Raw genomic sequence first — 25,107 nt, forward strand, 5'->3', positions numbered from 1 at the left:
ACTCGGGCGAACTAGGCTGCGGGCGTGGTGCGGAAACAACGACCTTCCACCGAAGCCGAGGCGGCCGCGCTCGCCTCCGGAATACGCCTGCGCATCATCCGGTTGACGTCCTTCGAGGCGATGACCAACCAGGAGCTGGCACAGCGGCTCGGCCGCGATCCGGCGACCACGCTGCACCATGTGCGGCGGCTGGTGGACACAGGTTTCCTGGTGCCGCTCCCGCCGCGGCGCGGCACGCGCGGGGCGAAGGAGATCCCGTACCGCTCGACCGGCCTCTCCTGGCACCTGTCGAACCATTCGGCTGCCGCCGCGGCCGCCGTCGGCGAGGCAATGCTGGAGGCCTTCCTGGCCGAGCTGGCCGAGGCCGAACCGGCCGAGGTCGACGCGAGCAGGCTGGTGCTGCAGCTCGCGCCGGCCGAGGTCACGGAGTTCACCCGGCGGATCACGGAGCTGCTCGACGAGTTCCGGTCCCTGCCGCCGGATCCGGCCGCCGCCCGCACCGCCGTGTACCTCTCGATCTATCCCAGCCGGTAATCCGCTCGGCTCCCGCGCCGAATCGTGGGAGCATGGAGGCACGATGACAGAACTCACCCACAACGATCCGAACGAAACCGACTTCACCGGCAACGATCCCTCCGTCGGCGAGATGGAGCTCGAAGACCGCGCTTCCCTGCGCCGGATCGCGGGCCTGTCCACCGAACTCGAAGACGTCACCGAGGTCGAGTACCGGCAGCTGAGGCTGGAGCGCGTCGTGCTCGTCGGGGTGTGGACCGAGGGCACCGCGGCGCAGTCCGAGGCCTCGCTGGCCGAGCTGGCCAGGCTGGCCGAGACGGCCGGTTCCGAGGTGCTCGAAGGGCTCGTCCAGCGGCGCACCAAGCCGGACCCGGCGACCTACATCGGCTCCGGCAAGGTGCGGGAGCTGCGCGAGGTGGTGGTGGCCACCGGCGCCGACACGGTGGTCTGCGACGGGGAGCTCTCACCCGGCCAGCTGCGTCAGCTGGAGGACAAGGTCAAGGTCAAGGTGATCGACCGGACCGCGCTGATCCTGGACATCTTCGCCCAGCACGCTCGTTCCCGGGAGGGCAAGGCCCAGGTCGAGCTGGCCCAGCTGCAGTATCTGGTCCCGCGGCTGCGGGGCTGGGGTTCGGCGCTGTCCAGGCAGGCCGGTGGCCGCGCCGGCGGCGCGAACGGCGGCGTGGGCCTGCGCGGTCCCGGTGAGACGAAGCTGGAGACCGACCGGCGGCGGATCGGCAAGCGCGTGGCCAAGCTGCGCCGCGAGATCGCCGCGATGGACACCATCCGCGAGACCAAGCGCGGCCGCCGGCTGGCCAACGAGGTGCCGAGCGTGGCCATCGTCGGCTACACCAACGCCGGCAAGTCGAGCCTGCTCAACGCGTTGACCGGGGCCGGGGTGCTGGTGGAGGACGCGCTGTTCGCCACCCTCGACCCGACCACCCGGCGTTCGCGCACGGCGGACGGGCGCGCGTTCACCCTCACCGACACCGTCGGGTTCGTGCGGCACCTGCCGCATCAGCTGGTGGACGCGTTCCGGTCCACGCTGGAGGAGGCTGCCGACGCCGACCTCCTGCTGCACGTGGTCGACGGCGCCGATCCGGTGCCGGAGGACCAGGTCAACGCGGTGCGCGAGGTGCTCGGCGAGATCACCCGCAGCCGTAAGGAACCGCTGCCGCCGGAGCTGCTGGTGATCAACAAGGCGGACTCCGCGGACGAGGTCACCCTGGCCCGGCTGCGGCACGCGCTGCCCGGCTCGGTGCAGGTCTCCGCCCGCACCGGTGCCGGGATGACCGAGCTGGCCGAGGTACTCGCGGAGCGGTTGCCCCGGCCGGACCGGCAGGTGGACGTGCTGGTGCCCTACGCGCGCGGCGAGCTCGTCGCCCGTGCGCACGCGGAAGGTGAGGTGCTGGAGGAGGAGCACGTCGCCGACGGCACGCGGCTGCTGGTGCGGGTCCGCCCGGATCTGGCCGCGGCTCTGCGTCAGTTCGAGACCAACTCCTCGGCGCTCTGAACGTCTTCCGTAGTGCGCGGGCATCTCGGCCCGCGCACTACGGAGGTGACTGGGTGCGCGTGCTGCCGATGGTGCTCGCCTTGCTGGTGTTCGGGGCGTTGCCCGCTTCGGCGGCCCAGGTGCCCGCGCCGGAGACCGTCTGCCGGGTCACCGATCCGCGCCTGGACGAGCTGTCCGGCCTGGTCTCCGACGGCGAGCACTGGTACGCGATCAACGACGGCGGTACGCAGGTGCAGGTCTTCGTCCTCGACCGGAGCTGCCGGGTGCGACAGGTGCGGACGGACCCGGCCGACCCATTCGACGTCGAGGACCTCGCTCGCGCCGCGGACGGGACACTCTGGCTCTCCGACACCGGCGACAACCGTCATCAACGCAGCACGGTCGCACTGCTGGAACTGAAGCCGTCCGGTGGCCCGGTAGTCCTGCATCGCCTGACGTATCCCGACGGCGCCCACGACGGCGAGGCGCTGCTGCTCGACCGTTCCGGCGTCCCGTACTTGGTGACGAAGGACGTCCTGGGCGATGCGAAGGTCTACCGCCCGGCCGGCCCCCTGACTACTCCCGGCCCGACTGCCCTGGAACAGGTCGGCACGCTCCGGGTGCACAGCACGGATACTCCCGGCGGCCCGATCGGCGCGTTCGGCTCAGTCCTCGTGACCGGCGGCGCGACCAGCGCGGACGGCACCGTCGTTGCCCTGCGCACCTATACCGACGCCTACCTCTACCCGGCCCCCGACGGCGATGTGGCCGCCGCCCTGCGCCGCGACCCCGTGCGCATCCCCCTGCCGGACGAGAAACAAGGCGAGGCAATCGCTTTCGACCCCGATGGCACGCTGCTGTCGGCCAGCGAGGGAACCGGGCAACCGGTTCGCGCACTCCGTAACGCCGCCGCGCTGGTGTCTCCGCAGCCGTCCGGCTCGCCGTCAGCTGCTGCTCCGGCTGGTGCTGAATCCGGTGCTGCCGAATCCGGCGCTGCCCAAGACGACGGCGGTGTCCCGATCCTGCCCGCCGCAGGGATCGCCGTGGCGGTGGTCCTGGCGGGGTGGTTCCTCCTGAGCCGGCTCCGCCGCCGCTGACCGCTTCGCCTGCCGGCACGGCGGGTTCGCGGCTTCGGGCCGCGGTTTTGCTTCTGCGACTTGGGTTTTGTGGCTTTCGGTTCCTCTCGCCGTGATCTTGGGGAACGCGGCTGCCGACCTGGGTTCTTGGCCTGGATTCATGGCCTGGATTTGTGGGCGGGTCTTGTGGTCCTTGTGGCTGGCCGGTGGCAGGCTCCGCCCTGCGTGCCCTGCCGGTTCGGGCGGCACCGGCCTTCACTGCCGAGGTCTCTTCCACCGGTCTTTCGCCCCGGGGCGCCGTTGCCGGGAGGCATTTCAGGCCTCGCGCGACGGCGTCCAATTTCCGGCAACGGTCATCCGGCTTCGCGCCTGCAGCCTCCGTCAACGGCCCTCCGGCTCCACCCGCCGTCCGCCCGGCGATACCCGCCGCTCCGACCGCCCAGGTATGGCCCTTGCCACCCCGGCAGTCGGCCAACGCCCCGCGGCACTCACGCCCAGGCGACCCCCTCCAGGGCGGTCCTGTTCCCGCACCGAACCGGATCCACGGCAGGCCGCACCCGGCACCGATCATCGACCCCGCGCAGTCCTCGCCGCCACACCGAGGCTTCCGGACATCCGAAGCGACCTCCGACAAATGCGGCGCCCGACGCGACCCCGGTCCGCCTGCCGAACCCGGACGCCGAAAACGGATGAGCTTGGTACCCCGGCATTCCCCGCGCACGCCGACCCTGGCCGGACGCGAGGGCGCCGAGTCTGTCGGCTCGCCGCCCCCCGCCGTGGGTCAGAGCCTGCGCAGCACGGCCACGACCTTGCCCAGGATCGTCGCGTCGTCGCCCGGGATCGGTTCGTAGGCCTCGTTGTGCGGCATCAGCCAGACGTGATCGTCCTTGCGCTTGAAGGTCTTCACCGTGGCCTCGCCCTCGATCATGGCAGCCACGATGTCGCCGTTTTCCGCCGCGGGCTGTTGCCGGACCACGACCCAGTCGCCGTCGGTGATGGCGGCGTCCACCATCGAATCACCGGTGACGCTCAGCAGGAACAGTTCGCCCTCGCCGACGATCTCCCGGGGCAGCGGGAAGACGTCCTCAATGGACTGCTCCGCGAGCACCGGCCCGCCGGCCGCGATCCGGCCGACCAGCGGTACGTACGCCGCCTTCGGCACGGACGGCTGCTGGTCGATGTCGATGCCCATCGGGTTGTCGTCGGTGGACGCGAGCACCCCGACCGCCCGTGGCCGATTCGCATCCCGGCGGAGGTATCCCTTGCGCTGCAAGGCCCGCAGCTGGTGCGACACCGAGGAGGTGGACGTGAGCCCCACCGCCTCACCGATCTCGCGGACGCTCGGCGGGTACCCGAACCGGCTCACCCAAGTGCGGATCACGTCCAGCACCTGCTGCTGGCGGACGGTCAGCGTCTCGTCCACGTCGTACACCTCCGGCAGGGCGCCGGCCTTGCCCCTGCTGCTCCGGCCGGGACCGCCGCCGGCCCCTTTCGCCGCGGTGTTCTTCACCGTGTCCTTCTCCAACGCTGCGTCGCCTCCAGCTCCTCCGCGGCCGCCGGCAGGCGTTCCGCGCTTTCCCGCACGCGCCGGCCCCGCTCCGCGAGCCGGCGTGATCTGCTCGGGCAGATCTCCTGATCGTCGACGTTAGTCACTCCGAGCGACGATTTCAAACATCTGTTCGATCGACACGCCGTGTCCTCTCGATTTTGTCGGCGCGAGGTGGTAGACCTTCGCACGGACGTTCGATGGAACGCCTGTTCGACCCGGGCGGACTCGTCGCAGCGAGTCCCCGGGGCGAGCAGATCAGCAGGTCACGAGGAGGTTCCGCCATGTCGATCCTGGCCGATCGTGGGTTCGTCCGCCCGCTCCGGCCCGCCCCTGCCGGGCAGGTCAGCGACCCCGATGCTCAGTCATGCCCTGGTTCCGGCTCGTGGCGGATCCTCTCCGGCTCCGCGTCGGCGGCTGCGGAATCCGAGGATCACGACGCCTCCTCGCCCGGCGCGAATGCCACCCGAAAGAGTGAATCTTTCGAGTGGAAACCGGTCGGTTCGCCCGCCCGGCGTGCCCCCGCAGCCCGTCGAGGCGGGGTTCCACGCCCTGCCCTGCGGCTGGTCCCGTCCGGCGCACCCGGGGTGGAACGGGAAGGGGCCGAAACCGCCGCCCGCACGGTTTCGACCCGCGGGGCTGTGTCCCGAGGGGGCAGCGTCCCCGGTGCCATCCGATCCGACGCCCCGGCCGTCCCCGAGATTCCCGTTCGCCGCACCGGTGTCCGGCACGTCCCCGCGGTGGCCTCGCCCGCTCCGGGGCGAACCGCGCGGGAACGGCGAGGCGAGCCGTTGCGCCCGCCCACCCGGGAGAGGGTCGTCGCCGGACGCCGTAGTGGCCCGGCCGGGTGCCCGCAGCCCCGGCACGCGCCGGTCCGCTGGCCATGGCTGATCGCGATCGCCGCCGCGGCCTGCCTCTTCGTCAGCGCACTGGGGATCTTTGGCGCCGGAGTCACCGGTGGGCCGGTGCCTGAACGCACCGCCTCCGTCTCGGTCCGCGCGGGTGACACGCTCAGTGCCCTGGCGGCCCGCTATGCCCCCCACGCCGACCAGTCGGCCATGGTCACCCGCATCAAACAGCTCAACGACCTGGACGACGCTGCCCTGACACCCGGATTCCCGCTCACCGTCCCGATTGCCGGAGACGCCGGAGGCCTATGACCGAAGGGAGCCCAGCATGTTTCGGTGAGCGGGGTGTCCGCACGCTGCACAAGGTGTGGCTGGCGAAGGGCGAAGCCAGGAGGAGAGGAGGAATCCATGTGACCTGGGTGCCGCAAGTACTGCGTGGCCGGAGGCAGATCAGGGCAACTCACGGTCTGAAGGTCCGGTGCGGGGACGATCCAGTGCGGGACGAGCAGGCCGCAACCGAGGCATGTCGAGAACTGCGCTGAGGCGGACTTTGCGCCGAGAGGCAGCTCGGCGATAGGTCAGCCCGTGATGGTTGGTTCTGGTTGATCGTGCAGGCGGCTGGTACTGCGGGCTATGGACGTCGGGTGGGCGATCTTGCCTGTGAGGTGTTGGCGTGCACGGATCCGCCGGGAGAGGCGCTGAGCCGGACAGTCTCGCCGCAGTCGGGTGCATGACCGGCGACCCGCCCGCAGCCGGGTGTCGGCGCGGCCGGCCGACCGGTCGGTGACCTGCCGCGGTCAGTGTGGTCGCGGACCATGGCGCTGCTGCGCAAGGCCGCTGCGGCGCAAGGCCGCCGGAGCGCGAAGACTGCTGCTGCGCAAGACCCGCCGCGCAAGGCTGCCGTGTGCAAGACCGCGGGCGGCGCAAGGTCATTGATGCTCACGGCCGCTGACGCACGGCTTTGAGCAGGCCGAACTTCGCTACGTGTAGCGAGAATGGTTGCGCCGCAAATGATCGTGTCGCGGGAATACCGAGCCTGTCAACGGTCGCGCGGCCGGCGGACCCGCTTAGCGGAAGGTCTTTCCGACGGCAGCGCCGTAAACCTGCCAGCCGTCAACGCGCACACCAGCCGTCGCCGCGCCGCCGCCAACGACGGCCGCGCCGCCACTAATCATCGCGCCGTCACCGCCGCGCCTCGCCGCCAACGATCGCGCTGCTACCGCCGCGCTGCCACCGACCTCTGCAGCACCCGCGATCAGCCAGCCTCGCCGCCACCGCGGCGCTAACTTCACCGCTGCAGCACTGTGACCGCTACGGCGCGCCGCCACCGCCGCCGACCCAGCCACCCGACCCCCGACCCCGACCCCGACCCCGACCCCGACCCCGACCCAGCTTTCACCCACTCGTGCTGCTTGCGTCCATTCGAGTGCCGATCTAGGGTCTACCCCTATATCTAGTAGTTACACCGCCGTGAGTGGTCCATAGGTAGGGGTAGACTGAACCCAGTTGTCCACAGTCGACGAGTGTTCGTCCACCGGCTGTCCACATGTCGATCACCAGGCGCGGGGTCGCGCGGAGGGATCGAGGTCCGGGCCGTAGCGTGGCGGCACCGGGCCGGGGAACAGGATTCGGCCGTTGTGGAGGGAAGGTGACTGGCGGATGAGGTGCCCGTTCTGCCGGCATGCGGACTCTCGGGTGGTCGACTCCCGAGAGGTGGACGAGGGTCAGGCGATCCGGCGGCGCCGGTCGTGCGCGCAGTGCGGCCGGCGGTTCACCACGTCGGAGACGATGGTGCTGGCCGTGGTGAAGCGGTCCGGGGTCACCGAGCAGTTCAGCCGGGACAAGGTGGTCACCGGGGTGCGCCGGGCGTGTCAGGGCCGGCCGGTCGACGACGACGCGCTGCAGAAGCTCGCGCAGCGGGTGGAGGAGTCGATCCGGTCCGCCGGGCTGGCGGAGATCCCGAGCCACGAGGTCGGCCTCGCCATTCTCGGCCCGCTCCGGGAGCTGGACGGGGTCGCCTACCTCCGGTTCGCCAGTGTCTACCGCTCCTTCTCCTCGGTCGAGGACTTCGAGAAGGAGATCGCCGACCTGCGGAAGGCCATAGCGGACAGCGTGGAGGACAGCGAAAGCGAGCGCACGGCCGACGATTAGCCGTACGTGGGGAGCAAAGGGACAGGACCGCATGACCGAAACCGTGGGAGCCGGCGCCGATGCCGGGCGGAGCAGTGCGAAGAAGGCCGCGGGCGGGCTGCGGGTGCAGCGCGTCTTCACGACCGCGGGTGTGCACCCGTACGACGAGGTCGCCTGGGAGAAGCGCGACGTCGTGATGACCAACTGGCGCGACGGCAGCGTCAACTTCGAGCAGCGCGGGGTCGAGTTCCCCGAGTCCTGGTCGGTCAACGCGACGAACATCGTCACCAGCAAGTACTTCCGCGGCGCGGTAGGCAGCGCCGAGCGCGAGAGCAGCCTCAAGCAGCTCATTGACCGCGTGGTGCGGACCTACGTCAAGGCCGCCGCCGAGTTCGACTACTTCGCCGGCCCGGCCGACCTGGAGGTCTTCGAGCACGAACTGACCTGGATGCTGCTGCACCAGGTCTTCAGCTTCAACTCGCCGGTCTGGTTCAACGTCGGCACACCGTCGAAGCAACAGGTCTCCGCCTGCTTCATCCTCGCGGTCGACGACACCATGGAGTCGATCCTGAACTGGTACCGCGAGGAGGGGCTGATCTTCAAGGGCGGCTCCGGGGCAGGCCTCAACCTCTCCCGCATCCGGTCCGCCAAGGAGCTGCTGACCTCCGGTGGCACCGCGTCCGGCCCGGTCTCCTTCATGCGCGGCGCGGACGCCTCCGCGGGCACCATCAAATCCGGCGGCGCCACCCGGCGGGCGGCGAAGATGGTCGTGCTCGACGTGGACCACCCGGACATCGAGGAGTTCATCGCGACCAAGGCGCGCGAGGAGGAGAAGATCAAGGTCCTGCGCGACGCCGGGTTCGACATGGACCTCTCCGGCGCGGACATCTCCTCGGTGCAGTACCAGAACGCGAACAACTCGGTCCGCGTCTCCGACGAGTTCATGCAGGCGGTGGAGAACGGCACCGACTTCGGCCTGCGCGCCCGGCTCACCGGCGAGGTCATCGAGCGCACCGACGCGAAGAAGCTGTTCCGCAGCATGGCGCGTGCGGCCTGGGAGTGCGCCGACCCCGGCCTGCAGTACGACGGCACGATCAACGATTGGCACACCTGCCCGGAATCCGGCCGGATCACCGCGTCCAACCCGTGCAGCGAGTACATGCACCTGGACAACTCCAGCTGCAACCTGGCCTCGCTGAACCTGCTGAAGTTCGTGTCCGCGGACGGCACCTTCGACGCCCCGTTGTTCGCGAAGGCGGTCGAGTTCGTGATCACCGCGATGGACATCTCGATCTGCTTCGCGGACTTCCCGACCGAGCCGATCGCCGAGACCACCCGCAAGTTCCGTCAGCTGGGCATCGGCTACGCCAACCTGGGTGCGCTGCTGATGGCGCTGGGCCACGCCTACGACTCCGAAGGTGGCCGGGCGCTCGCGGGGGCGATCACCTCGTTGATGACCGGGGTCTCCTACCGCCGTTCTGCCGAGCTGGCCGAGGTGGTCGGTCCCTACGAGGGTTACGCCCGCAACGCCGAGGCGCACCAGCGCGTAATGCGCAAGCACGCCGCGGCCAGCGAACTGATCCGCACCTACCACGAGAACGACAAGGCAGTCCGCGCGCTCGCTTCGCAAGAGTGGCAGCGCGGGATCGAGCTGGGTGGCCGGCACGGCTGGCGCAACGCGCAGGCCTCGGTGCTCGCGCCCACCGGCACCATCGGCTTCATGATGGACTGCGACACCACCGGCATCGAGCCGGACTTCTCGCTGGTGAAGTTCAAGAAACTGGTCGGCGGCGGGTCCATGCAGATCGTGAACCAGACCGTGCCGCGGGCGCTGCGGGCGCTCGGCTACCAGGACGAGCAGGTCGAGGCGATCGTCGAGTACGTCGCGCAGCACGGTCACGTGGTCGGCGCGCCGGGGCTGCGGCCCGAGCACTACGAGGTGTTCGACTGCGCGGTCGGCGAGCGGTCCATCGCGCCGATGGGGCACGTGCGGATGATGGCCGCGGTGCAGCCGTTCCTTTCCGGCGCGATCTCCAAGACGGTGAACATGCCGGAGGCGGCCACCGTCGAGGACGTCGAGGTGATCTACTTCCAAGGCTGGAAACTCGGCCTCAAGGCCCTCGCGATCTACCGCGACAACTGCAAGGTCGGCCAGCCGCTGTCCACCGCGAAGACCACCGAGGCCGAGCCGGAGAAGGTCGTCGAATACCGCCCGGTGCGCCGTCGCCTGCCGAAGAAACGCCCGAGCCAGACGGTGTCGTTCACCGTCGGCGGCGCCGAGGGCTACCTGCACGCCGGCTCGTACCCGGACGACGGTCTCGGCGAGATCTTCGTCAAGCTCGGCAAGCAGGGCTCCACGCTGGCCGGGGTGATGGACGCGTTCTCGATGTCCATCTCGGTCGGCCTGCAGCACGGTATCCCGCTGGAGTTCTACGTCTCGAAGTTCTCCAACCTGCGCTTCGAACCGGCCGGAATGACCGACGATCCGGACATCAGGATCGCCACCAGCGTGATGGACTACCTGTTCCGCCGTCTCGCGCTGGATTACCTGCCCTACGAGAAGCGGGTGCAGCTGGGCATCTTCACCGCCGACGAGCGGTCGGCCGAGGTCGAGCAGAACTACGGCGGGAGCATGGACCTGGAGGCGCTGCGCACCAGCGTCGACTCCACCCCGTCCGTGGCCCCCGGCGAAGCCCGCCCGGAGCCGGGTTCGGTCCACAGCACGGCCGAGCTGATGGAGCTGCACCTCGGCAAGGCCGCCGACGCACCGCTGTGCATGACCTGCGGCACGAAGATGCGCCCGGCCGGCTCCTGCTACGCCTGCGAAGGCTGCGGCGCCACGTCCGGCTGCAGCTGATCGGCTCGTCCGCGGGCCACCCCGGTGCTACCCGGGGTGGCCCGCGGCGACCGCTCCAGTTTCGCTTGGCATGGCTGCGGTCCGCCGCGGTGGTCCAGGTGAACGTATGCGTCGCGGCGATGCCGAGCACGGTTCGGAGCACCGGCTTGACGGGCTGCGTGCGCGAGGCCAGCCATCTCGAGCTTCTCGATCAGCTGCAACCCAGCGGCGTCCGCGGCGGGCTGGTAGTCCTTTGCCCGCCGGACCAGTGCGCCGGTTTCGGTGTAGTTCCAGGACCCGTCCTTCGCCGGTATGTTGTGGAAGTCCAGCGCCACGGCGCCGTCGAGGAACCCCGGCGGCGGAGCCGAATGATGGAGACTTCCTGAAGCAGCGCAAGGAAATCCGTCGTGTACTGCTCCGGCGTGAAATCCGGGGATTCGCCGGGTCGTGCGACCGGTGCGCTCGCGATCGTCCTTTTCGGACACGGCAGGGCGTTGCGGGCGCTGGGCGTGCCGCGGATCGCGTTCACCGCACAGATCTGGGCACTGTTCGAGCAGGTGCTGGAGGACCTGCGGCCGGTCCCGGGGCCGCGGTTGCGGGCACGGCCCCGGGGACCGGCCTAGCGCGCCAGCTTCGACCAGAGGAACTCGTAGGCCAGCGCCGTGCGGAAGGCCAGCTGTTCGTTGTCCGCCGCCGCGCCGTGGCCGCCTTCGATGTTCTCGTAGTACTCGACGCGGGGATGGCCCTGCTCGCGCATGCGGGCGGCCATCTTCCGCGCGTGGCCCGGGTGTACGCGGTCGTCACGGGTGGAGGTGACGAACAGGATCGGTGGGTACTCCCGGTCCGCCCGTACGTTCTGATACGGCGAGTACTGTGCGATGTGCTCCCAATCCGAGGGCACGTCCGGGTCACCCCATTCGGCCATCCACGAAGCACCGGCCAGCAACAGGTGGTAACGCTTCATGTCCAGCAGCGGGACCTGACAGACGATCGCGCCGAACAGCTCCGGGTACTTCGTGAGCATGACGCCCATCAGCAGCCCGCCGTTGCTGCCGCCCTGGATGCCGAGCCGTTCCGAGGTGGTGATGCCGCGCGCGACCAGGTCCCTCGCTACGGCGGCGAAGTCCTCGTAGACCTTGTGCCGGTTGGCTTTCACAGCCTGCGCGTGCCACTCCGGGCCGTACTCGCCGCCACCGCGGATGTTCGCGACGACGTACGTGCCCCCACGCTTCACCCAGGACCGGCTGATCGAACCGCTGTAGGACGGCGTGAGCGAGACCTCGAAGCCGCCGTACCCGTAAAGCAGCGTCGGCCCGTCTCCGGCATCTTCGGGGCGTACGACAAAGTACGGGATCTTCGTGCCGTCTTCCGAAGTCGCGAAGTACTGGTTCACCTCGATCCCGTCCGGGTCGAAGAACGACGGCGCCTGCTTGAGCACCTCGACGTCGCCGCCGACGACGCCACGGGCGAGCGTGGCGGGCTGGAGGTAGCTGGAGGAGTCGACCAGGTATTCGTCGTCGAGGTCGGGCTCGGTGTCCACGATCTGCGCGCTGCCGAACTCCGGGGCGCCTGCCAGCGCCGCTTCGGTCCAGCCGTCCTCACCCGGGGTGAGCACCCGCAGCTCGGTCTTCACGTCGCGTAGCGTCCCGAGCAGCAGATGGTGACGTGTCCAGGCGTGGTAGTCCAGCGACGTGTGCGCGTCCGGGGTGAACAGGGCGGTGAAGTCCCGATCGCCGTCGACGAACGCGTCGTACCGGATGGCGAGCAGCGCGCCGGCGGGATGGTCGACGCCGCCGACGGTCCATGGGGTGCGTGGCTGGACGAGCAGCCATTCACGGTGCGTGGACACGTCGACGTCGTCGGGCAGGTCCAGCTTCACGAGCCCGGAGGCGGTCCGCTCGAACACCTCGGTGCGGAAGAAGTCCAGCGAGCGGTAGACGAAATCACGCTCGAAGCCCTCGGTCGGGTCGTGGTAGGCGCCGACCGCGACGTCGTCCGGCTTGCCCTCGAACACCGGGATCGCTTCTTCGATCGGCGTACCGCGCCGCCACTCCTTCACCAGCCGTGGGTATCCCGAACTGGTCAGTGTGCCGGGACCGAAGTCGGTGCCGAGGTACAGCCGGTCGGCGTCGATCCAGCCGACCCGATTCTTTGCTTCGGACAGCGTGAAACCGCCTTCGACGAACTCATGCGCGTCGACGTCGAACTCCCGGATTACGGTCGCGTCCGCCCCGCCGCGCGACAGCTGTACCAGCGCGAGCCGATGGCCGGGGCGAAGCACCGCGGCGCCCTTCCACACCCAGTTCTCGCCTTCGGCCTCGGCGAGCGCGTCGACGTCGAGCAGCAGCTCCCAGTCGGGTTCGGCAGTGCGGTACTGCTCCAGGGTGGTGCGCCGCCACAACCCGCGCGGGTGCTCGGCGTCCTGCCAGAAGTTGTAGAGGTGCGGCCCCCGACGCACCACGTACGGGATCCGGCCGCCCGCGTCGAGCACTTCGCGAATCGAGTCCCGCAGCTGCCCGAACCGCTCGCCCGCCGTCAGTACGTCCAGTGTTTCCGCGTTCCGGGCGCGGACCCACTCGAGTGCCGCTTCGCCGGTCACGTCCTCCAGCCACAGGTACGGATCTTCGACAGTCATGCTGCCCAGTCTTGCCGTCCGCGCGCCGTCCGGCCAAGTGGGTCGGCGTTTTCGTTTCGTGATTCGGCTGGCGGGACCTTCTCCGTATGCTGAACGGCGAGGGGGATCCATGATCGTTTCGCCGCCACCACGCCGTCGTCGGCGCGTGCTCGGGGTGCTGCTGGCGCTGGTGGTCGTGCTGGTGACGGCCGGGTTGGTCGCCGTCGTTCCGCACGAGGTACGCGGTCAGCCGGTGGCGGCGTCCGGTGCTCCGGTGGCGCGCGCACGGGAGGACGCCCGGCGCCCGGTTCGTGAGCTGGACACCAACCCGCTGCTCGCCGGAGACGTCGCGCTCAGCCCGGTTTCGTGCGATCTGCCGGAGCTTGGCCGCACCGGTCCGCGGCTGTCGGAGTATTACCGCGCGTTGTCCGGCTGCCTGGCGCAAGCGTGGCGGCCGGCGCTGGAGCGCGTGGACGAGCCATTGGGGGAGGTCCGGGTCTCGGTCGCGCTGCCGAAGGTGAGCGCGTGTGGCTCGGCGCCGTCCCGGGAGGAAGCGGTCGCGTACTACTGCGGCGGCGACACGACGATCTACGCGCCCACCGAGTGGATGCTGTCGGACGCGGGGGTGAATCGCGCGCGGCATCTGGCGACCATCGCGCACGAGTATGGCCACCACGTACAGCGCGAGAGCGGCATCCTGGACGCGGCCGGCGAAAAGATGAGTGCGGACCATCCGAAGTCGCCGGCGGACAAGGCCGTGGTCCGTCGGATCGAGCTGCAGGCCAATTGCTTCGGCGCGCTGTTCCTCGCGGCCGCCGCGGGTCGCGGTTCGATCAGCCGGGCGACGGCGAACGCCGCGGTGGCGGACTACGGGCGAGCCGACGACAGCGGTGACCACGGCACCCGCGAACATCAGATCGCCTGGGCGAAGGCGGGCTACGCGGGTAGCGGCCCAGCCGCGTGCAACACCTGGTCAGCGCCGGTGGACGAGGTCAGCTGACGCCCATCGGCGCACTCCGTCCGAAGTGGACGGACGTGTGGCCGGTCCGGCTACGGTGGGACACTACGGTCGGCTGTTCGGCGAAGGAGATCGATGACCGACGACGTGATGGTGGCGATCGACGCGGGGCTCCGCAAGCACCTCGCCGGGGACCGAGCCGGGGCGAAGACCGATCTCCTCGGGCTGTGGGCGCGTATCGGGGAGGACGGCGATCCGCTGCACCGGTGCGCGCTCGCCCACCATCTCGCGGACGTCTGTGACGAGCCGGCCGAAGAACTGGAGTGGGACCTGCGGGCGCTGTCTGCGGCGGACAGCCTCACCGACGCCCGCGTACAGGAACATCATGCGACTCTCGCGGTCCGCGGGTTCTACCCGTCGTTGCATCTGAACCTCGGTGAGGACTACCGCAAACTGGGTGATTTCGAGGCGGCTCGGCGCCATCTCGCCGCCGCCAGGGAGAAACTGGACGCGCTGGGCGAGGACGACTACGCCGAAGGTATCCGGCTCGCGCTCGACGGGCTGGCCGAGCGGCTGGGCTGACTGGTTGGGCTGAGTGGCTGAACTGGCGCTATAGCACGAGCCGGTCCGGTTTGCCGGACTTTCGCCGGCGGCTTCCGCGCCCTAATGTGAGGTGACCCAACTCACCGAGGAGAGGGATTCGCCATGCGAATCGCGGAGCTGCTCAAGCACAAGGGCACGACCGTCGCCACCGTCTCTCCCGGGACCACGGTGACCGAGCTGCTGGCCGGGCTGGCCCGGCACAACATCGGCGCGATGGTGGTGGTCGCGCCGGACGGCGGTCTCGCCGGGATCGTCTCCGAACGCGACGTCGTCCGCCGGCTGCACGATCACGGCCCGGCGGTCCTCGACGGCCCGGTCGCCGACATCATGACCAAGCTCGTCGCCACCTGTACGCCGGACGACCCGATCGACCGGCTCAGCGTGCTGATGACCGAGCGGCGGATCCGGCACGTGCCGGTACTGGCCGAGGGCAGGCTGGCCGGCATCGTGAGCATCGGGGACGTGGTGAAGACCCGGATGGAGCAGCTCGAACGCAGCCAGGAGCAGCTTGAGGCCTACATCGCGCACGGCTGATCGCGCGCTGCGATCAGCTCGCGCGCGGGTTCGGTCTCCGCAGTGGATGTCTGTCCTTTCCAGACTGTCCACTGTGGCTTCCGGCCGCGGGTGAAGTCCGCGGAGGCTTGAGCCGATCGGTCCCCGTACGGATCTGCTGACCCGACGTTCGTCGGTTGACGGTGTACGTCGTTGTCGGAAGTCTCGAACAGGTCCTAATGTGCGTCGTCCGGCTTGGGAGTCCTGTGAGGGTCACTGCTCGCGTTGCTGTCGTTCTCACCGCTGTTGTCGCGCTCGCCGCGTCCACCGTCGCGGAAGCGGCTTCGCCACCTTCGGCGGTCTTCAAAGACGGACAGGCGCAACCAGTGTTCAACCCTGCCGACGTAGTGCGCGAAGACGTGTGGGTGACTGCACCGGTAGACAGTGACCACGACGGCCGCCCTGATGTCGTACACGCCCAAGTAGTGCGGCCGAAGGCGACTCAGCAGGGCATGAAGGTTCCGGTCGTGTACGAGGCGAGTCCGTACTTCGCCGGAGGCAACGACACCGCGAACCACGACGTCGACAAAGAGCTCTATGTACCCGGGCCGCATGCCGCGCGGCCGATCAAGTCGGGCTACGAGAGCTACTTCATCGCGCGCGGGTTCGCGATGGTGTACGGCGAATCTCTCGGCACCGGGCAGTCCACGGGCTGCCCGACGACGGGCGACGTGAACGAGACGATCGGCGCCCGCTCCGTAGTCGACTGGCTGAACGGCCGCGCCTCCGCGCGCGACGCGGCGGGAGCGCCCGTCACTGCCGGCTGGAGCACCGGAAAGACCGGAATGATGGGCGTGTCCTACAACGGCACGCTGCCGAACGCTGTCGCCAGCACTGGTGTCGAAGGCCTCGAAACGATTGTGCCTATCGGTGCCATCTCCAGCTGGTACGAGTACTACCGCAACGCCGGCGCGGTAGTCGCTGCCGGCGGTTACCAAGGCGAAGACGCCGACGTGCTCGCGAAGTACGTGTACACGCGCGCAGATCGGAACATCTGCCGTCCGGTGATCGACCAGCTGACAGCTGCGCAGGATCGCGTGACCGGTGACTACAGCCGATTCTGGGACGTACGGAACTATCGCAACGACGTCGGCAATGTGCACGCTTCGGTGCTCGCAGTGCACGGGCTCAACGACTGGAACGTGAAGAGCGACCAGGTCGCGAAATGGTATGAAACGCTGAAGGCGCACGGCGTCGAGCACAAGATCTGGCTGCATCAGGGGGGACACACCGACCCGATCATGGTCCGCCGCGACGTGTGGCTCGCAACGCTGAACAAGTGGATGTCGCATTACCTGTACGGCGTGGACAACAGCATCGAACGTGAGCCGAAGGCGACGATCCAGCGCGAAGACAAGTCGTGGACCGACGAGGCGGACTGGCCCGCTCCGACAGCTGCGGACGTTTCGCTGCATCCTTGGCCCGGCGGTCGCGCGGTTGGCACTCTCACCGGACAACCAGTCCCGGGCAGGCCGGCTGTCGAGTCACTCGCGGACGACGCGAGCAAGACGATCGAACAGCTCGCCGACGCCCCGTCCTCCGGCAACCGTTTGCGCTACGCCTCGCCTGCGGCGAAGCGTCCGCTGCGGCTGTCCGGAACCGCGCGTAGCGACCTTCGGCTCTCTTTCGATCGCCCGGCCGCGAACGTCACCGCAGTCCTGCTGGACCGTGCTCCCGACGGTAAGCCGCGCGTCATCAGCCGCGGCTGGACCGACCCGCAGAACCGCGAAAGCGCCGCGGTCACCACACCGATCACTCCGGGCCGGCGGTATCCCATCCGGGTCGACCTGATGCCGAAGGACTACGTACTGGCTACCGGGCACCGGCTGGAGTTCGTGCTGGCTTCCAGCGACCATGACTACACGCTTCGCCCACGTCCGGGCGCCGGGTTGTCGCTCGACCTCACCGGGGCCAGCGTGACGCTGCCCGTGGTAGGCGGAAAGACGGCGCTGGGGGAGGCCTTCTAGTCGGCGATCCCAGCCCGATACGCGAATGCGACAGCCTGCGCACGGTCGCGTAGCCCGGCCTTCGCGAACAGGTGGTTCACGTGGGTCTTCACCGTTGCTTCGCTGACCACCAGAGTGCGCGCGATCTCCGTGTTCGACAGCCCGGCCGCGATCAACCGCAGCACCTCCACCTCGCGCGCAGTCAGCCCTTCGAGTTCCTGCTTGCGTACGGGTGCGCGGCTTGTCGCAGCGGCCACCAGCCGTGCCTGCAGCTGGCTGTCCACAGTCGACTGTCCGGCAGCGGCCGAGCGAAGCGCGCGAGCGATCGCTTCGGCGTCGGCGTCCTTCGTGAGAAACCCGCGCGCGCCCGCCTTGAGTGCGCCGAGCAACGACTCGTCGTCGGTGTAGGTCGTGAGCACGACGACCTCGGTGTCCGGGTACTGCGCGCGGACCAGTTCGGTGGTCTCCACGCCGTCCCGGTTGGGCATCCGCAGGTCGACCAGCAGCACGTCCGGCCGGTGCACGGCCACCAGTTTCAGCGCCTGGACCCCGTCGGCCGCCGCGCCGACGACCTCCACCTCGGGCAACAGCCCGAGCAGAGTGACCAGCCCTTCCCGCACCACGGCCTGATCGTCGGCCAGCACCACGCGCAGTGTCACGCCGGCACCGTCAGGTGAATCAGCCATCCGTCCTCCCCTGGCCCGCTTTCGAGCGTCCCGTCCAGCAGCGCGACTCGCTCGCCCATGCCGCGCAAACCGTATCCTTCTGCCGGTGCTTTCGGCGGACGCCTGCCTTGCCGGTCGGCGATGGTCACCGTGATCTCTTCGGCGCCGAAGAGCAGTTTCACGTCCACAGCCGCACCCGCGGCGTGCTTACGCGTGTTGGAGAGCGCTTCCTGAACCGCGCGTACCACCATTGTCACCACAGAGGCGTCCAGCTCGCGTTGCTCACCCTCGATGACCAAGTCGGCCCGCGCGCCACTGTCGAGCCGATACGCGGCGAGCAAATCGGACAGCGTGCGTTCCAGGGGAACAACATCCTCCCGAAGCGCCGCGACCGCCGTTCGAGCTTCGGAGAGACCGTCCGACGCGAGCTTCTGCGCTCGCTCGATCTGCGCGAGCGCTTCGCCGCTCGCCCCGTCCCGGACCAGCATGAGGCGTGCGCCCTGCAGGTTCAGCGCGAGCCCGGCGAGCGAATGCGCCAGCACGTCGTGCAGCTCGCGGGCGATGCGCGCGCGTTCGGCCAGCGCCGCGGCGCGGGCGTGCTCCTCCGACGCGGTCCGCGCGCGGGCAAGCGCGAGCTGAGTCTGTTCGAGCCGCTCGACCCGGCTACGGCGGTTGGCCGCCAGCAGGATCATCACGATCAGCACGCTGAGGAGCGCGACCGCGTTCACCCACGTGAGCTGTTCCCTGATCGACCACACCATGATCGTGGCCGCCGCGGCGAGCAGCGCCAGCGCGGAGGTGATCCGGCCGAACGAGCGCAACGTGGAGAACGTGGCCGCGAACATCGACACCGAAGTGAACCCGTTCGGGTGGAGTACCCATAGACTCCCTGTCGCGGCGATCAGCAGGATCAGCGCCGCCGGCAGCAGCCAGGGCGGCCGGGACACCTGATCGAACAACAGCACCGGCAGGGAGAGCACCGCCACCACCGCGATCACCGGCCACGTCCACTTCGGCGCCGTCGGGATGGCGAACAGCGAAGGCATGGCGACCAGACCCCAGCGCACCCAGTCGATGCCTTCGAGCCGTCGCAGCGCGTTCATCCGTTCCACCTTCCTGCTTGTAGGGGAAATGTACTGGCTCTCCGGCCTTGCCGGGCAGGGTGCGGCTTTCCGTCTGGCCGGGGCACCTTCTGGCACGCCGGTTCCGGGCGATGGGGGCTTGCCGGGGTGCCTTTCAGCACGTCGGTTCCGGGGCGAACGGCGTCGGCTTTCCGGCTTGCCGGCGGCGCCTTCCATCACGCCGGTTCCGGGCGGTGAACGGTGTCGGCTTTCGGGGCGCGGTCGAGTGGGTGGTGCCGGTTTGCTGTGGCAAGGCTTCGGGACATGCTGGGTGTCCTCTTTGTCCCGCCCCGCCGTTTCGAGGTTGCCCCGCCCCAGCGTTTCTGGGTTGTCCCCGCCGTTTTCGGGTTCCCCCGCCGTGATCTGGGTCCCCTCGCCGTGTTCCGAGTCGCCCCGCTTCGCCATGTTCTGGGTCGTCCGCCCCGCCGCTCCTCCGTTCCGATTTGACGGTGTTTGACTCGTCATCACCCGTTCCCGGCGAAAACCCTTGTGCCCGAACAACTATCACCACCGGAACCTCGCCATCCGGCAGAAGCCCACCCTCTCCACCGCCGCGCCTTCCGTCTCACCGACAACCACGATCCCACCCGGCCCCACCTCCCCGAACGGCAACCACGCCACCCCATGCACACGCCACCGACAATTCCGGCCCGAATCCCGGCCCACCCCCGCAGCTGTCCACAACCACCCACCCTGTCCACAGATTTCCCGCCACCGCCCCGAAACCCCGATCCCCGGCGCACAGTGGAGAGCGTGACCACCTCGACCCCACCCGGCACCGACCGGATCACCCTCCGCGCTCCGGACCAGATCATCGCGGCGCTCCCGTACCTGCTCGGCTTTCATCCGGCCGATTCCGTCGTCCTGCTCGGGCACCGGATACCCGGCACCTCGGTCGGGCTGATCCTGCGCGCCGACCTCCCACCGCGAGAACTCCTTGCCGAGCAAGCAGATTCCCTCGTCTCCCGATTCCTCGGCGAAGAGCACGCCGGGGTCACCGCCGTCGTCATCGGCGGCACCCCGGACGACGACGGGCCACCGCACGCGGATTTCGTCACCGAGCTCGCGCGCGCCCTTGATGACCACGGTCTCCGGCTGTTCCATCCACTGTGGACGGCAAGAACCGCGGCGGGCGCGCCTTGGGCGTGCTACCAGGACCCCGATTGCGGCGGAGTGCTGCCCGATCCGCAAGGCACCGTCGTCGCAGCAGCCACCACGCGGGCAGGATTCGTCGTCTACCGCGACCGGGAAGAGGTCGCGGCCCTGCTCCGTCCACGTTCGCCCCGGGCGCTCGTTCGCCGTGCCGCACTCCTCGCGCGATCACCCGCGCCCTTGTGTGATCCGGAAATCACCACTGCGCCGCCGGAACACGCGGGCCGGCAGATGCCGCACCGCGTCCTGCTCGACCTCGCGGCAGCCGAGGTCCGGTCGGCATTCTTCCGCCACCGCGCCAGACTTGGGCCGCCCAGCGACAGACAGGCCGTCCGGCTGGCGCACGCGCTCAGCCTGAAGCCGATCCGTGATGCCTGCCTCGCCACGGCCCTCCCGGTCGGAAGCCCGCTCGCCCGCGAAGCCGAGCAGGTGTGGCTCTCTCTGGTACAGGAACTGCCCGCACCCCATCAGGCCGAAGCAGCCTGCCTGCTTACGTACGCCACATTGCTTCGTGGTGAGGGAGCGCTGGCGGGGATGGCCGTGGCCACCGCGCTCGAAGCCGATCCCAGCAGCCTGCTGGCGCGGCTTCTGCACGCGTCCTGGAACACCGGTATCGCTCCGGAACGGCTGGGCGGGCTCGCCTCCCTCGCCACGGGTGTCGATCTGGGCTTGGCGGGGGAGTCGTGAACGATCGCGTACCCGACGGGTCAGGAGCGCTGGCGGGCCTGAGTGAACTCCCACGCGTCGGCCACGATGCCGTCCAGGTCGGTCCGCTTCGGGGTCCAGCCGAGTTCCTCCCCGGCCTTCGCGCTCGACGCGACGAGGACCGCCGGGTCACCCGCCCGGCGGGGAGCGACCACGGCGGGGATCGCGTGCCCGGTCACCCGGCGGCAGGACTCCACGACCTCCAGCACGGAGAACCCGGTGCCACTGCCCAGGTTGTAGATGCGGTGCGCACCGGCGGTGGCGTGCCGCAGGGCCAGCAGGTGTGCGTCGGCGAGGTCGACCACGTGGATGTAGTCGCGGACCGCCGTCCGGTCCGAGGTCGGGTAGTCGTCCCCGTAAAGGGAGATGTGTTCGCGGTCGCCGGAGGCGACCTGGAGGACGAGGGGGATCAGATGGGTTTCGGTGGTGTGCCGCTCGCCGAACGAGCCGTACGCGCCGGCCACGTTGAAGTAGCGCAGGCTCACCGCGGCCAGGCCGTGGGCGCGAGCAAAGCTGGTGATGGCGTGATCGATGGCGAGCTTCGACGCACCGTAGGTGTTGGTCGGCCGGGTCGGCGCCGTTTCCTGGATCGGCGACGCCTCGGGCTCGCCGTACGTCGCGGCCGTCGAGGAGAACACCAGCCGCGGCGTGCCGTTGGCCTGCATGGCCTCCACCAGCCGCAGCGAGGTGACGACGTTGCCTTCCCAGTACTTCGCCGGATCGGTCATCGACTCGCCCACCAGCGATTTGGCCGCGAAGTGCAGCACCCCGTCGAACCCTTCGCCGAGGATGTCCGTGGCCACCTCGGCGGCGTCACCCTGGACGAAGCGAGCGTGCGGGTGCACGGCGTCGGCGTGCCCGGTGGAGAGGTCGTCCACGACGGTGACCTCGTGCCCGGCCTCGATCAGCCGGGCCGCGCACACGCTGCCCACGTACCCCGCGCCGCCCGTCACGATCAGTTTCAGGGGGCTCTGCTGGTCCGACACGTCTGGGCCTTTCTGATGAGGAGCGATGACCGTGCCGCACAGTGTTCCCCGCACCGGGCGCGCCGCTTCTTCCGGGGGTTGTTCCGGCAAACCCCTCGGCCCCACCACCGTGGCCTCCGATGGCGGGGCCGAGGTGACTGTCCGGTGTGGTCAGACCTGGTCGCGGCCGGCGCCCCGGGACGGCACCGCGGTGAACATCCGGGGACGGCGCAGGTTCGCCCGGTCGTAGGCGGCCTCGACCGCGGTGCGCACCGCGGCGAGATCGCCTTCCCGGACCAGGGCGATCGCCGAACCACCGAACCCGCCGCCGGTCATCCGCGCGCCGAGGGCGCCGGCCGACCGGGCGGAGTCGACCGCGAGGTCGAGTTCGGGCGTGGAGATGCGGTAGTCGTCGCGCATGCTCACGTGCGAGGCGTCGAGGTACGGCCCGATTTCGGCCAGCTTCCCCCCGCGCAGCAAGGAAACCACGTCGAGCACGCGCTGGTTCTCGGTGACCACGTGCCGGACCAGCGGGGCGAGGTCTTCCGGCAGCCGGGCGAGGGCTTCGCCCAGCCCCGCCATGGTGATGTCGCGCAGCGCCTTGACCCCGAGCAGTTCGGCGGCGCGCTCGGTGCCGCGGCGGCGTTCGCCGTACCCGCCCCCGGCGTGCGAATGCTTGGTCCGGGTGTCCATGATCAGCACGCGGACCCCGGCCTCGGCCAGTGGGAACGGTACCTGCTCCTGCTCGCCCGAGCGGACGTCGAGGAAGAGCACGCAGGAGTCCTGGCAGCACAGCGAAGCGGTCTGGTCGAGCAGGCCGGTGGGGGCGCCGACGAAGTCGTTCTCCGAGCGCTGCACCCACCGGGCGATCTGCGGGCGGCTCGGGGTGTCCGGCGCATTGCCGTCGAGGTCGACCCCGGCCACCCCGAGCAGGGCCAGCGAGACCGCGCATTCGAGCGCGTGCGAGGAGGACAGGCCCGCGCCGGACGGCACGTCACCGGCGATGACCACGTCGGCGCCGCCGGCGTAGCCCTCATCGCGCAGCACCCAGGCGACTCCCGCGGGGTAGGCGGCCCAGCCTACGACCGAGCCGGGCGCGAGCGTGGCGATGTCGAGCAGGCCCGAGTGCTGGAGCTGGTCGTCGTCGCCGAGGGTGGCGACGCCGAGCTTGCCTTCATCGCGCGGGGAAGCGGCCGCGGCGAGCCGGTGAGGAAGAGCGAACGGCAGCACGAACCCGTCGTTGTAGTCGGTGTGCTCGCCGATCAGGTTCACCCGCCCCGGCGCGGACCAGACCCCGGCCGGGGACCGCCCGTGGACGCGGTGGAACGCTGCGGCCGCGTCGGTCGCGGGGCTCACCTGGCGAGCGCCAGCACGGCATGCAGCGCGGAGGCCGAGACCTGCGCGGAACTGTCGGTACCGGTGACCTGGATGGTCACGCTGCCCCCGCTCACCTTGCCCACCTTGACCAGCCCGCCGGGCACGATGCCGACCGACTTGAGTTCGGTGAGCAGCGATTCGTCGAGCTGGACGTGCTCGGCGATGCGGCGGATCTCCGCCTCGCCGCCGCCGGTGCGGGCCAGCTCGTCGAGCCGGACCAGATCGGACTCCGCCGGCGGGGCCGGTTCGCCGTCGCCGAGCTTGTCCAGGCCCGGGATGGGGTTGCCGTAGGGCGAGGTGGTCGGGTGGTCGAGGAGCTTGACCAGCTTGCGCTCCACGGCCTCGCTCATCACGTGTTCCCAGCGGCAGGCCTCGTTGTGCACGTGCTCCCACTCCAGGCCGATCACGTCGACCAGGAGGCGCTCGGCGAGGCGGTGCTTGCGCATCACGGCGATGGCCAGCTCGCGACCGTGGTCGGTGAGCTGCAGGTGCCGGTCGTCCGCGACGACGACCAGGCCGTCGCGTTCCATCCTGGCCACGGTCTGGCTCACCGTCGGGCCGCTCTGCTGCAGCCGTTCCGCGATCCGGGCCCGCAGCGGGACGACACCTTCTTCCTCGAGTTCGTAGATCGTACGCAAGTACATCTCGGTGGTGTCGATGAGATCGTTCACGCCTGTCCCCTTCGTCCGCGTAGCTCATCGTAGTCGCTGGCTCCGGGTGCGATGGCACGCGTGGGGGTAACAACCCGGCCGTGCGGAAAAGTCCGGCCGCGGTGCGTGAACCCGCGCCGGACCTGCAGGATGGAGGCCATGCATGCGTTGATCTCGCCCGCGGGGCTCGCGGCCTTCCCCGCCGCCGGGCGTCCCGTCGTCCTCGACGTCCGCTGGAGGCTGGGCGGACCGCCCGGCGCCGAGTCCTACCGCGAAGGACACGTGCCCGGCGCGGTGTTCACGGACCTGGACACGGTGCTCGCCGCGCCACCTGGCGAAGGCGGGCGGCATCCCCTGCCCGAGGCCGTCGATCTGCAGCGGGAGCTGCGAAAAGCCGGGGTGCGCACGGGGCAGCCGGTGGTCGTGTACGACGACGCGGACGGGTCCGTCGCGGCCCGGGCGTGGTGGTTGCTGCGCTGGGCCGGGCACCGCGAGGTGGCCGTGCTCGACGGTGGATACGCGGCGTGGCAGGCGGAAGGGCATCCGGTGACCACCGAGGTGCCGTTCCCGGAGCCGGGCGACATCGAGGTCCGGCCGGGGGCCATGCCCGTGCTGACGGCCGACGCCGCGGCCGCGCTGGCCCGCGAAGGCGTGCTGTTCGATGCGCGGGCGCATGTCCGGTACACCGGTGAGACCGAGCCGATCGACCCGCGGGCCGGACACATCCCGGGTGCGGTCAGCGCGCCGACGTCCGAGCACACCGGCGCGGACGGGCGGTGGCGCTCGCCGGGCGAACTCGCCGAGCGGTTCGCGGCGCTCGGCCTGAGCGCGGGCACCCCGGTCGGCGCCTACTGCGGTTCGGGTGTCACGGCGTCCGCGGTCGTGCTCGCGCTGGAGGTTGCCGGGCATGCCGCGCCTGCCGCGCTGTACGCGGGTTCGTGGTCGCACTGGTCACGCGATTCGGAGCGTCCCGCCGCGACCGGGCCCGATCGCGGCTGAAACCGTTGCTGCGCCGGGCATTGTGGCGGTGATCGGCCGTGCGCGTTGCCATCTGTGCTGACAGCTGCGCGGCGATACGTCCTGACCGCCCCGCCGTGCGCCGGTTCGCTACTGCTGGGACAGCCTTGCGCGCCGCATCACCGCGCAAGGCCAACCCCGCCGCCGCGGGTTTGACGGCGAATCACCGCGGGCGGCGCACCAGCGGGCTCGGAGTCTCAACCCGGTCGCGTGCCTCGACGCGGCGGCCGGGGTCGAGACGACCCTCGGCGACGAGTCCGGGGTCCGGGCCGGACGCGCTGCCGGAGCCGTCCCGGCCGGGCGTATCCGGCCGTCGGCACCGGGCCGGGGCGGCGAACGGC

The 25,107-nt window shown here is 70.0% G+C and carries 21 protein-coding genes; 13 read left to right on the plus strand and 8 right to left on the minus strand.

The window, feature by feature from the left end:
• Nucleotides 1-24: 24 nt before the first annotated feature.
• The 3 genes from D5S19_RS08050 (at nucleotide 25) to D5S19_RS08060 (ending at nucleotide 3,102) form a co-directional block, all read left to right on the plus strand.
• Nucleotides 25-534 carry an ArsR/SmtB family transcription factor gene (locus tag D5S19_RS08050; protein ID WP_120022675.1) on the plus strand — a complete coding sequence of 170 codons (510 nt, stop codon included), beginning with the start codon at nucleotides 25-27 and terminating at the stop codon, nucleotides 532-534.
• Nucleotides 535-577: 43 nt separating this feature from the next.
• Complete coding sequence (gene hflX, locus D5S19_RS08055; protein WP_120022676.1) at nucleotides 578-2,026, plus strand: GTPase HflX; 1,449 nt, start codon at nucleotides 578-580, stop codon at nucleotides 2,024-2,026.
• Between the two features lie 68 nt (nucleotides 2,027-2,094).
• Nucleotides 2,095-3,102 carry an esterase-like activity of phytase family protein gene (locus D5S19_RS08060; protein WP_120022736.1) on the plus strand — a complete coding sequence of 336 codons (1,008 nt, stop codon included), beginning with the start codon at nucleotides 2,095-2,097 and terminating at the stop codon, nucleotides 3,100-3,102.
• Nucleotides 3,103-3,862: 760 nt separating this feature from the next.
• Here the strand turns inward: D5S19_RS08060 and lexA are convergent.
• A complete protein-coding gene (lexA, locus tag D5S19_RS08070; RefSeq protein WP_120022737.1) occupies nucleotides 3,863-4,522 on the minus strand; it encodes a transcriptional repressor LexA in 660 nt (219 codons plus the stop codon).
• Between the two features lie 896 nt (nucleotides 4,523-5,418).
• Here lexA and D5S19_RS32920 point away from each other — a divergent pair.
• From D5S19_RS32920 to D5S19_RS08085, 3 genes are all read left to right on the plus strand, one after another.
• A complete protein-coding gene (locus D5S19_RS32920; RefSeq protein WP_233573768.1) occupies nucleotides 5,419-5,787 on the plus strand; it encodes a LysM peptidoglycan-binding domain-containing protein in 369 nt (122 codons plus the stop codon).
• A 1,347-nt stretch (nucleotides 5,788-7,134) separates the two neighbouring features.
• Nucleotides 7,135-7,626 carry a transcriptional regulator NrdR gene (nrdR, locus tag D5S19_RS08080; protein WP_098510449.1) on the plus strand — a complete coding sequence of 164 codons (492 nt, stop codon included), beginning with the start codon at nucleotides 7,135-7,137 and terminating at the stop codon, nucleotides 7,624-7,626.
• Nucleotides 7,627-7,657: 31 nt separating this feature from the next.
• Nucleotides 7,658-10,462, plus strand: a complete 2,805-nt coding sequence (locus D5S19_RS08085) for a vitamin B12-dependent ribonucleotide reductase (RefSeq protein WP_120022678.1) — start codon at nucleotides 7,658-7,660, stop codon at nucleotides 10,460-10,462.
• Here D5S19_RS08085 and D5S19_RS08090 read toward each other — a convergent pair.
• Nucleotides 10,420-10,776: a hypothetical protein gene (locus D5S19_RS08090; protein ID WP_120022679.1), complete on the minus strand. Its 357-nt coding sequence runs from the start codon at nucleotides 10,774-10,776 to the stop codon at nucleotides 10,420-10,422. The genes D5S19_RS08085 and D5S19_RS08090 overlap by 43 nt on opposite strands.
• Nucleotides 10,777-10,848: 72 nt before the next feature.
• On the opposite strand from D5S19_RS08090, the gene D5S19_RS08095 reads away from it, so the two are divergent.
• Entirely contained in the window at nucleotides 10,849-11,064 is a 216-nt protein-coding gene (locus tag D5S19_RS08095) for a hypothetical protein (protein WP_120022680.1), read from the plus strand.
• Here D5S19_RS08095 and D5S19_RS08100 read toward each other — a convergent pair.
• On the minus strand, nucleotides 11,061-13,076 hold the full coding sequence (locus tag D5S19_RS08100) for a prolyl oligopeptidase family serine peptidase (protein ID WP_120022681.1): 2,016 nt from the start codon (nucleotides 13,074-13,076) through the stop codon (nucleotides 11,061-11,063). The two genes, D5S19_RS08095 and D5S19_RS08100, sit on opposite strands and share 4 nt — an antisense overlap.
• Before the next feature lie 109 nt (nucleotides 13,077-13,185).
• Between D5S19_RS08100 and D5S19_RS08105 the strand changes: the two genes are divergently transcribed.
• The 4 genes from D5S19_RS08105 (at nucleotide 13,186) to D5S19_RS08120 (ending at nucleotide 17,135) form a co-directional block, all read left to right on the plus strand.
• Nucleotides 13,186-14,055 carry a neutral zinc metallopeptidase gene (locus D5S19_RS08105; RefSeq protein WP_120022682.1) on the plus strand — a complete coding sequence of 290 codons (870 nt, stop codon included), beginning with the start codon at nucleotides 13,186-13,188 and terminating at the stop codon, nucleotides 14,053-14,055.
• Nucleotides 14,056-14,148: 93 nt separating this feature from the next.
• Complete coding sequence (locus tag D5S19_RS08110; RefSeq protein WP_120022683.1) at nucleotides 14,149-14,595, plus strand: hypothetical protein; 447 nt, start codon at nucleotides 14,149-14,151, stop codon at nucleotides 14,593-14,595.
• 123 nt (nucleotides 14,596-14,718) lie between these two features.
• The gene (locus D5S19_RS08115) at nucleotides 14,719-15,150 is read left to right on the plus strand and encodes a CBS domain-containing protein (RefSeq protein ID WP_120022684.1); all 432 of its coding nucleotides are present in this window, start codon (nucleotides 14,719-14,721) and stop codon (nucleotides 15,148-15,150) included.
• Nucleotides 15,151-15,347: 197 nt separating this feature from the next.
• Entirely contained in the window at nucleotides 15,348-17,135 is a 1,788-nt protein-coding gene (locus D5S19_RS08120; protein WP_120022685.1) for a Xaa-Pro dipeptidyl-peptidase, read from the plus strand.
• Here the strand turns inward: D5S19_RS08120 and D5S19_RS08125 are convergent.
• Together D5S19_RS08125 and D5S19_RS08130 are read right to left on the minus strand one after the other, a co-directional pair.
• Nucleotides 17,132-17,773, minus strand: a complete 642-nt coding sequence (locus D5S19_RS08125) for a response regulator (RefSeq protein ID WP_120022686.1) — start codon at nucleotides 17,771-17,773, stop codon at nucleotides 17,132-17,134. The genes D5S19_RS08120 and D5S19_RS08125 overlap by 4 nt on opposite strands.
• Nucleotides 17,770-18,882: a sensor histidine kinase gene (locus D5S19_RS08130; RefSeq protein ID WP_120022687.1), complete on the minus strand. Its 1,113-nt coding sequence runs from the start codon at nucleotides 18,880-18,882 to the stop codon at nucleotides 17,770-17,772. The genes D5S19_RS08125 and D5S19_RS08130 overlap by 4 nt, the downstream gene beginning before the upstream one ends.
• Nucleotides 18,883-19,653: 771 nt before the next feature.
• Between D5S19_RS08130 and D5S19_RS08135 the strand changes: the two genes are divergently transcribed.
• Nucleotides 19,654-20,739: a DUF4192 domain-containing protein gene (locus D5S19_RS08135; protein WP_120022738.1), complete on the plus strand. Its 1,086-nt coding sequence runs from the start codon at nucleotides 19,654-19,656 to the stop codon at nucleotides 20,737-20,739.
• Between the two features lie 20 nt (nucleotides 20,740-20,759).
• Here the strand turns inward: D5S19_RS08135 and galE are convergent, their stop codons facing one another.
• The 3 genes from galE to D5S19_RS08150 form a co-directional block, all read right to left on the minus strand.
• A complete protein-coding gene (galE, locus tag D5S19_RS08140; protein ID WP_120022688.1) occupies nucleotides 20,760-21,743 on the minus strand; it encodes a UDP-glucose 4-epimerase GalE in 984 nt (327 codons plus the stop codon).
• Nucleotides 21,744-21,893: 150 nt separating this feature from the next.
• A complete protein-coding gene (gene galK, locus D5S19_RS08145) occupies nucleotides 21,894-23,078 on the minus strand; it encodes a galactokinase (protein WP_120022689.1) in 1,185 nt (394 codons plus the stop codon).
• Nucleotides 23,075-23,770 (minus strand): metal-dependent transcriptional regulator, encoded by a 696-nt coding sequence (locus D5S19_RS08150; RefSeq protein WP_120022690.1) that lies wholly within the window; start codon nucleotides 23,768-23,770, stop codon nucleotides 23,075-23,077. Before D5S19_RS08150 ends, galK begins: the two co-directional genes overlap by 4 nt.
• 138 nt (nucleotides 23,771-23,908) lie before the next feature.
• Here D5S19_RS08150 and D5S19_RS08155 point away from each other — a divergent pair, with 138 nt between their 5' ends.
• The gene (locus tag D5S19_RS08155) at nucleotides 23,909-24,748 is read left to right on the plus strand and encodes a sulfurtransferase (RefSeq protein ID WP_120022691.1); all 840 of its coding nucleotides are present in this window, start codon (nucleotides 23,909-23,911) and stop codon (nucleotides 24,746-24,748) included.
• Nucleotides 24,749-25,107 lie beyond the last annotated feature (359 nt).

Origin of the sequence: Amycolatopsis panacis (genome assembly GCF_003600245.1) — a bacterium.
GTDB classification, from domain to species: Bacteria; Actinomycetota; Actinomycetes; order Mycobacteriales; family Pseudonocardiaceae; genus Amycolatopsis; species Amycolatopsis sulphurea.

What these genes read in the sequence shown, in the direction of transcription:
- D5S19_RS08120 (WP_120022685.1), top strand. Translation starts at nt 15,348, where the DNA reads ATGTGCGTCGTCCGGCTTGGGAGTCCTGTGAGGGTCACTGCTCGCGTT.
- D5S19_RS08130 (WP_120022687.1), bottom strand. Translation starts at nt 18,882, where the DNA reads ATGAACGCGCTGCGACGGCTCGAAGGCATCGACTGGGTGCGCTGGGGT.
- D5S19_RS08085 (WP_120022678.1), top strand. Translation starts at nt 7,658, where the DNA reads ATGACCGAAACCGTGGGAGCCGGCGCCGATGCCGGGCGGAGCAGTGCG.
- D5S19_RS08105 (WP_120022682.1), top strand. Translation starts at nt 13,186, where the DNA reads ATGATCGTTTCGCCGCCACCACGCCGTCGTCGGCGCGTGCTCGGGGTG.
- D5S19_RS08115 (WP_120022684.1), top strand. Translation starts at nt 14,719, where the DNA reads ATGCGAATCGCGGAGCTGCTCAAGCACAAGGGCACGACCGTCGCCACC.
- D5S19_RS08155 (WP_120022691.1), top strand. Translation starts at nt 23,909, where the DNA reads ATGCATGCGTTGATCTCGCCCGCGGGGCTCGCGGCCTTCCCCGCCGCC.
- hflX (WP_120022676.1), top strand. Translation starts at nt 578, where the DNA reads ATGACAGAACTCACCCACAACGATCCGAACGAAACCGACTTCACCGGC.
- D5S19_RS08100 (WP_120022681.1), bottom strand. Translation starts at nt 13,076, where the DNA reads ATGACTGTCGAAGATCCGTACCTGTGGCTGGAGGACGTGACCGGCGAA.
- nrdR (WP_098510449.1), top strand. Translation starts at nt 7,135, where the DNA reads ATGAGGTGCCCGTTCTGCCGGCATGCGGACTCTCGGGTGGTCGACTCC.
- D5S19_RS08060 (WP_120022736.1), top strand. Translation starts at nt 2,095, where the DNA reads ATGGTGCTCGCCTTGCTGGTGTTCGGGGCGTTGCCCGCTTCGGCGGCC.
- D5S19_RS08110 (WP_120022683.1), top strand. Translation starts at nt 14,149, where the DNA reads ATGACCGACGACGTGATGGTGGCGATCGACGCGGGGCTCCGCAAGCAC.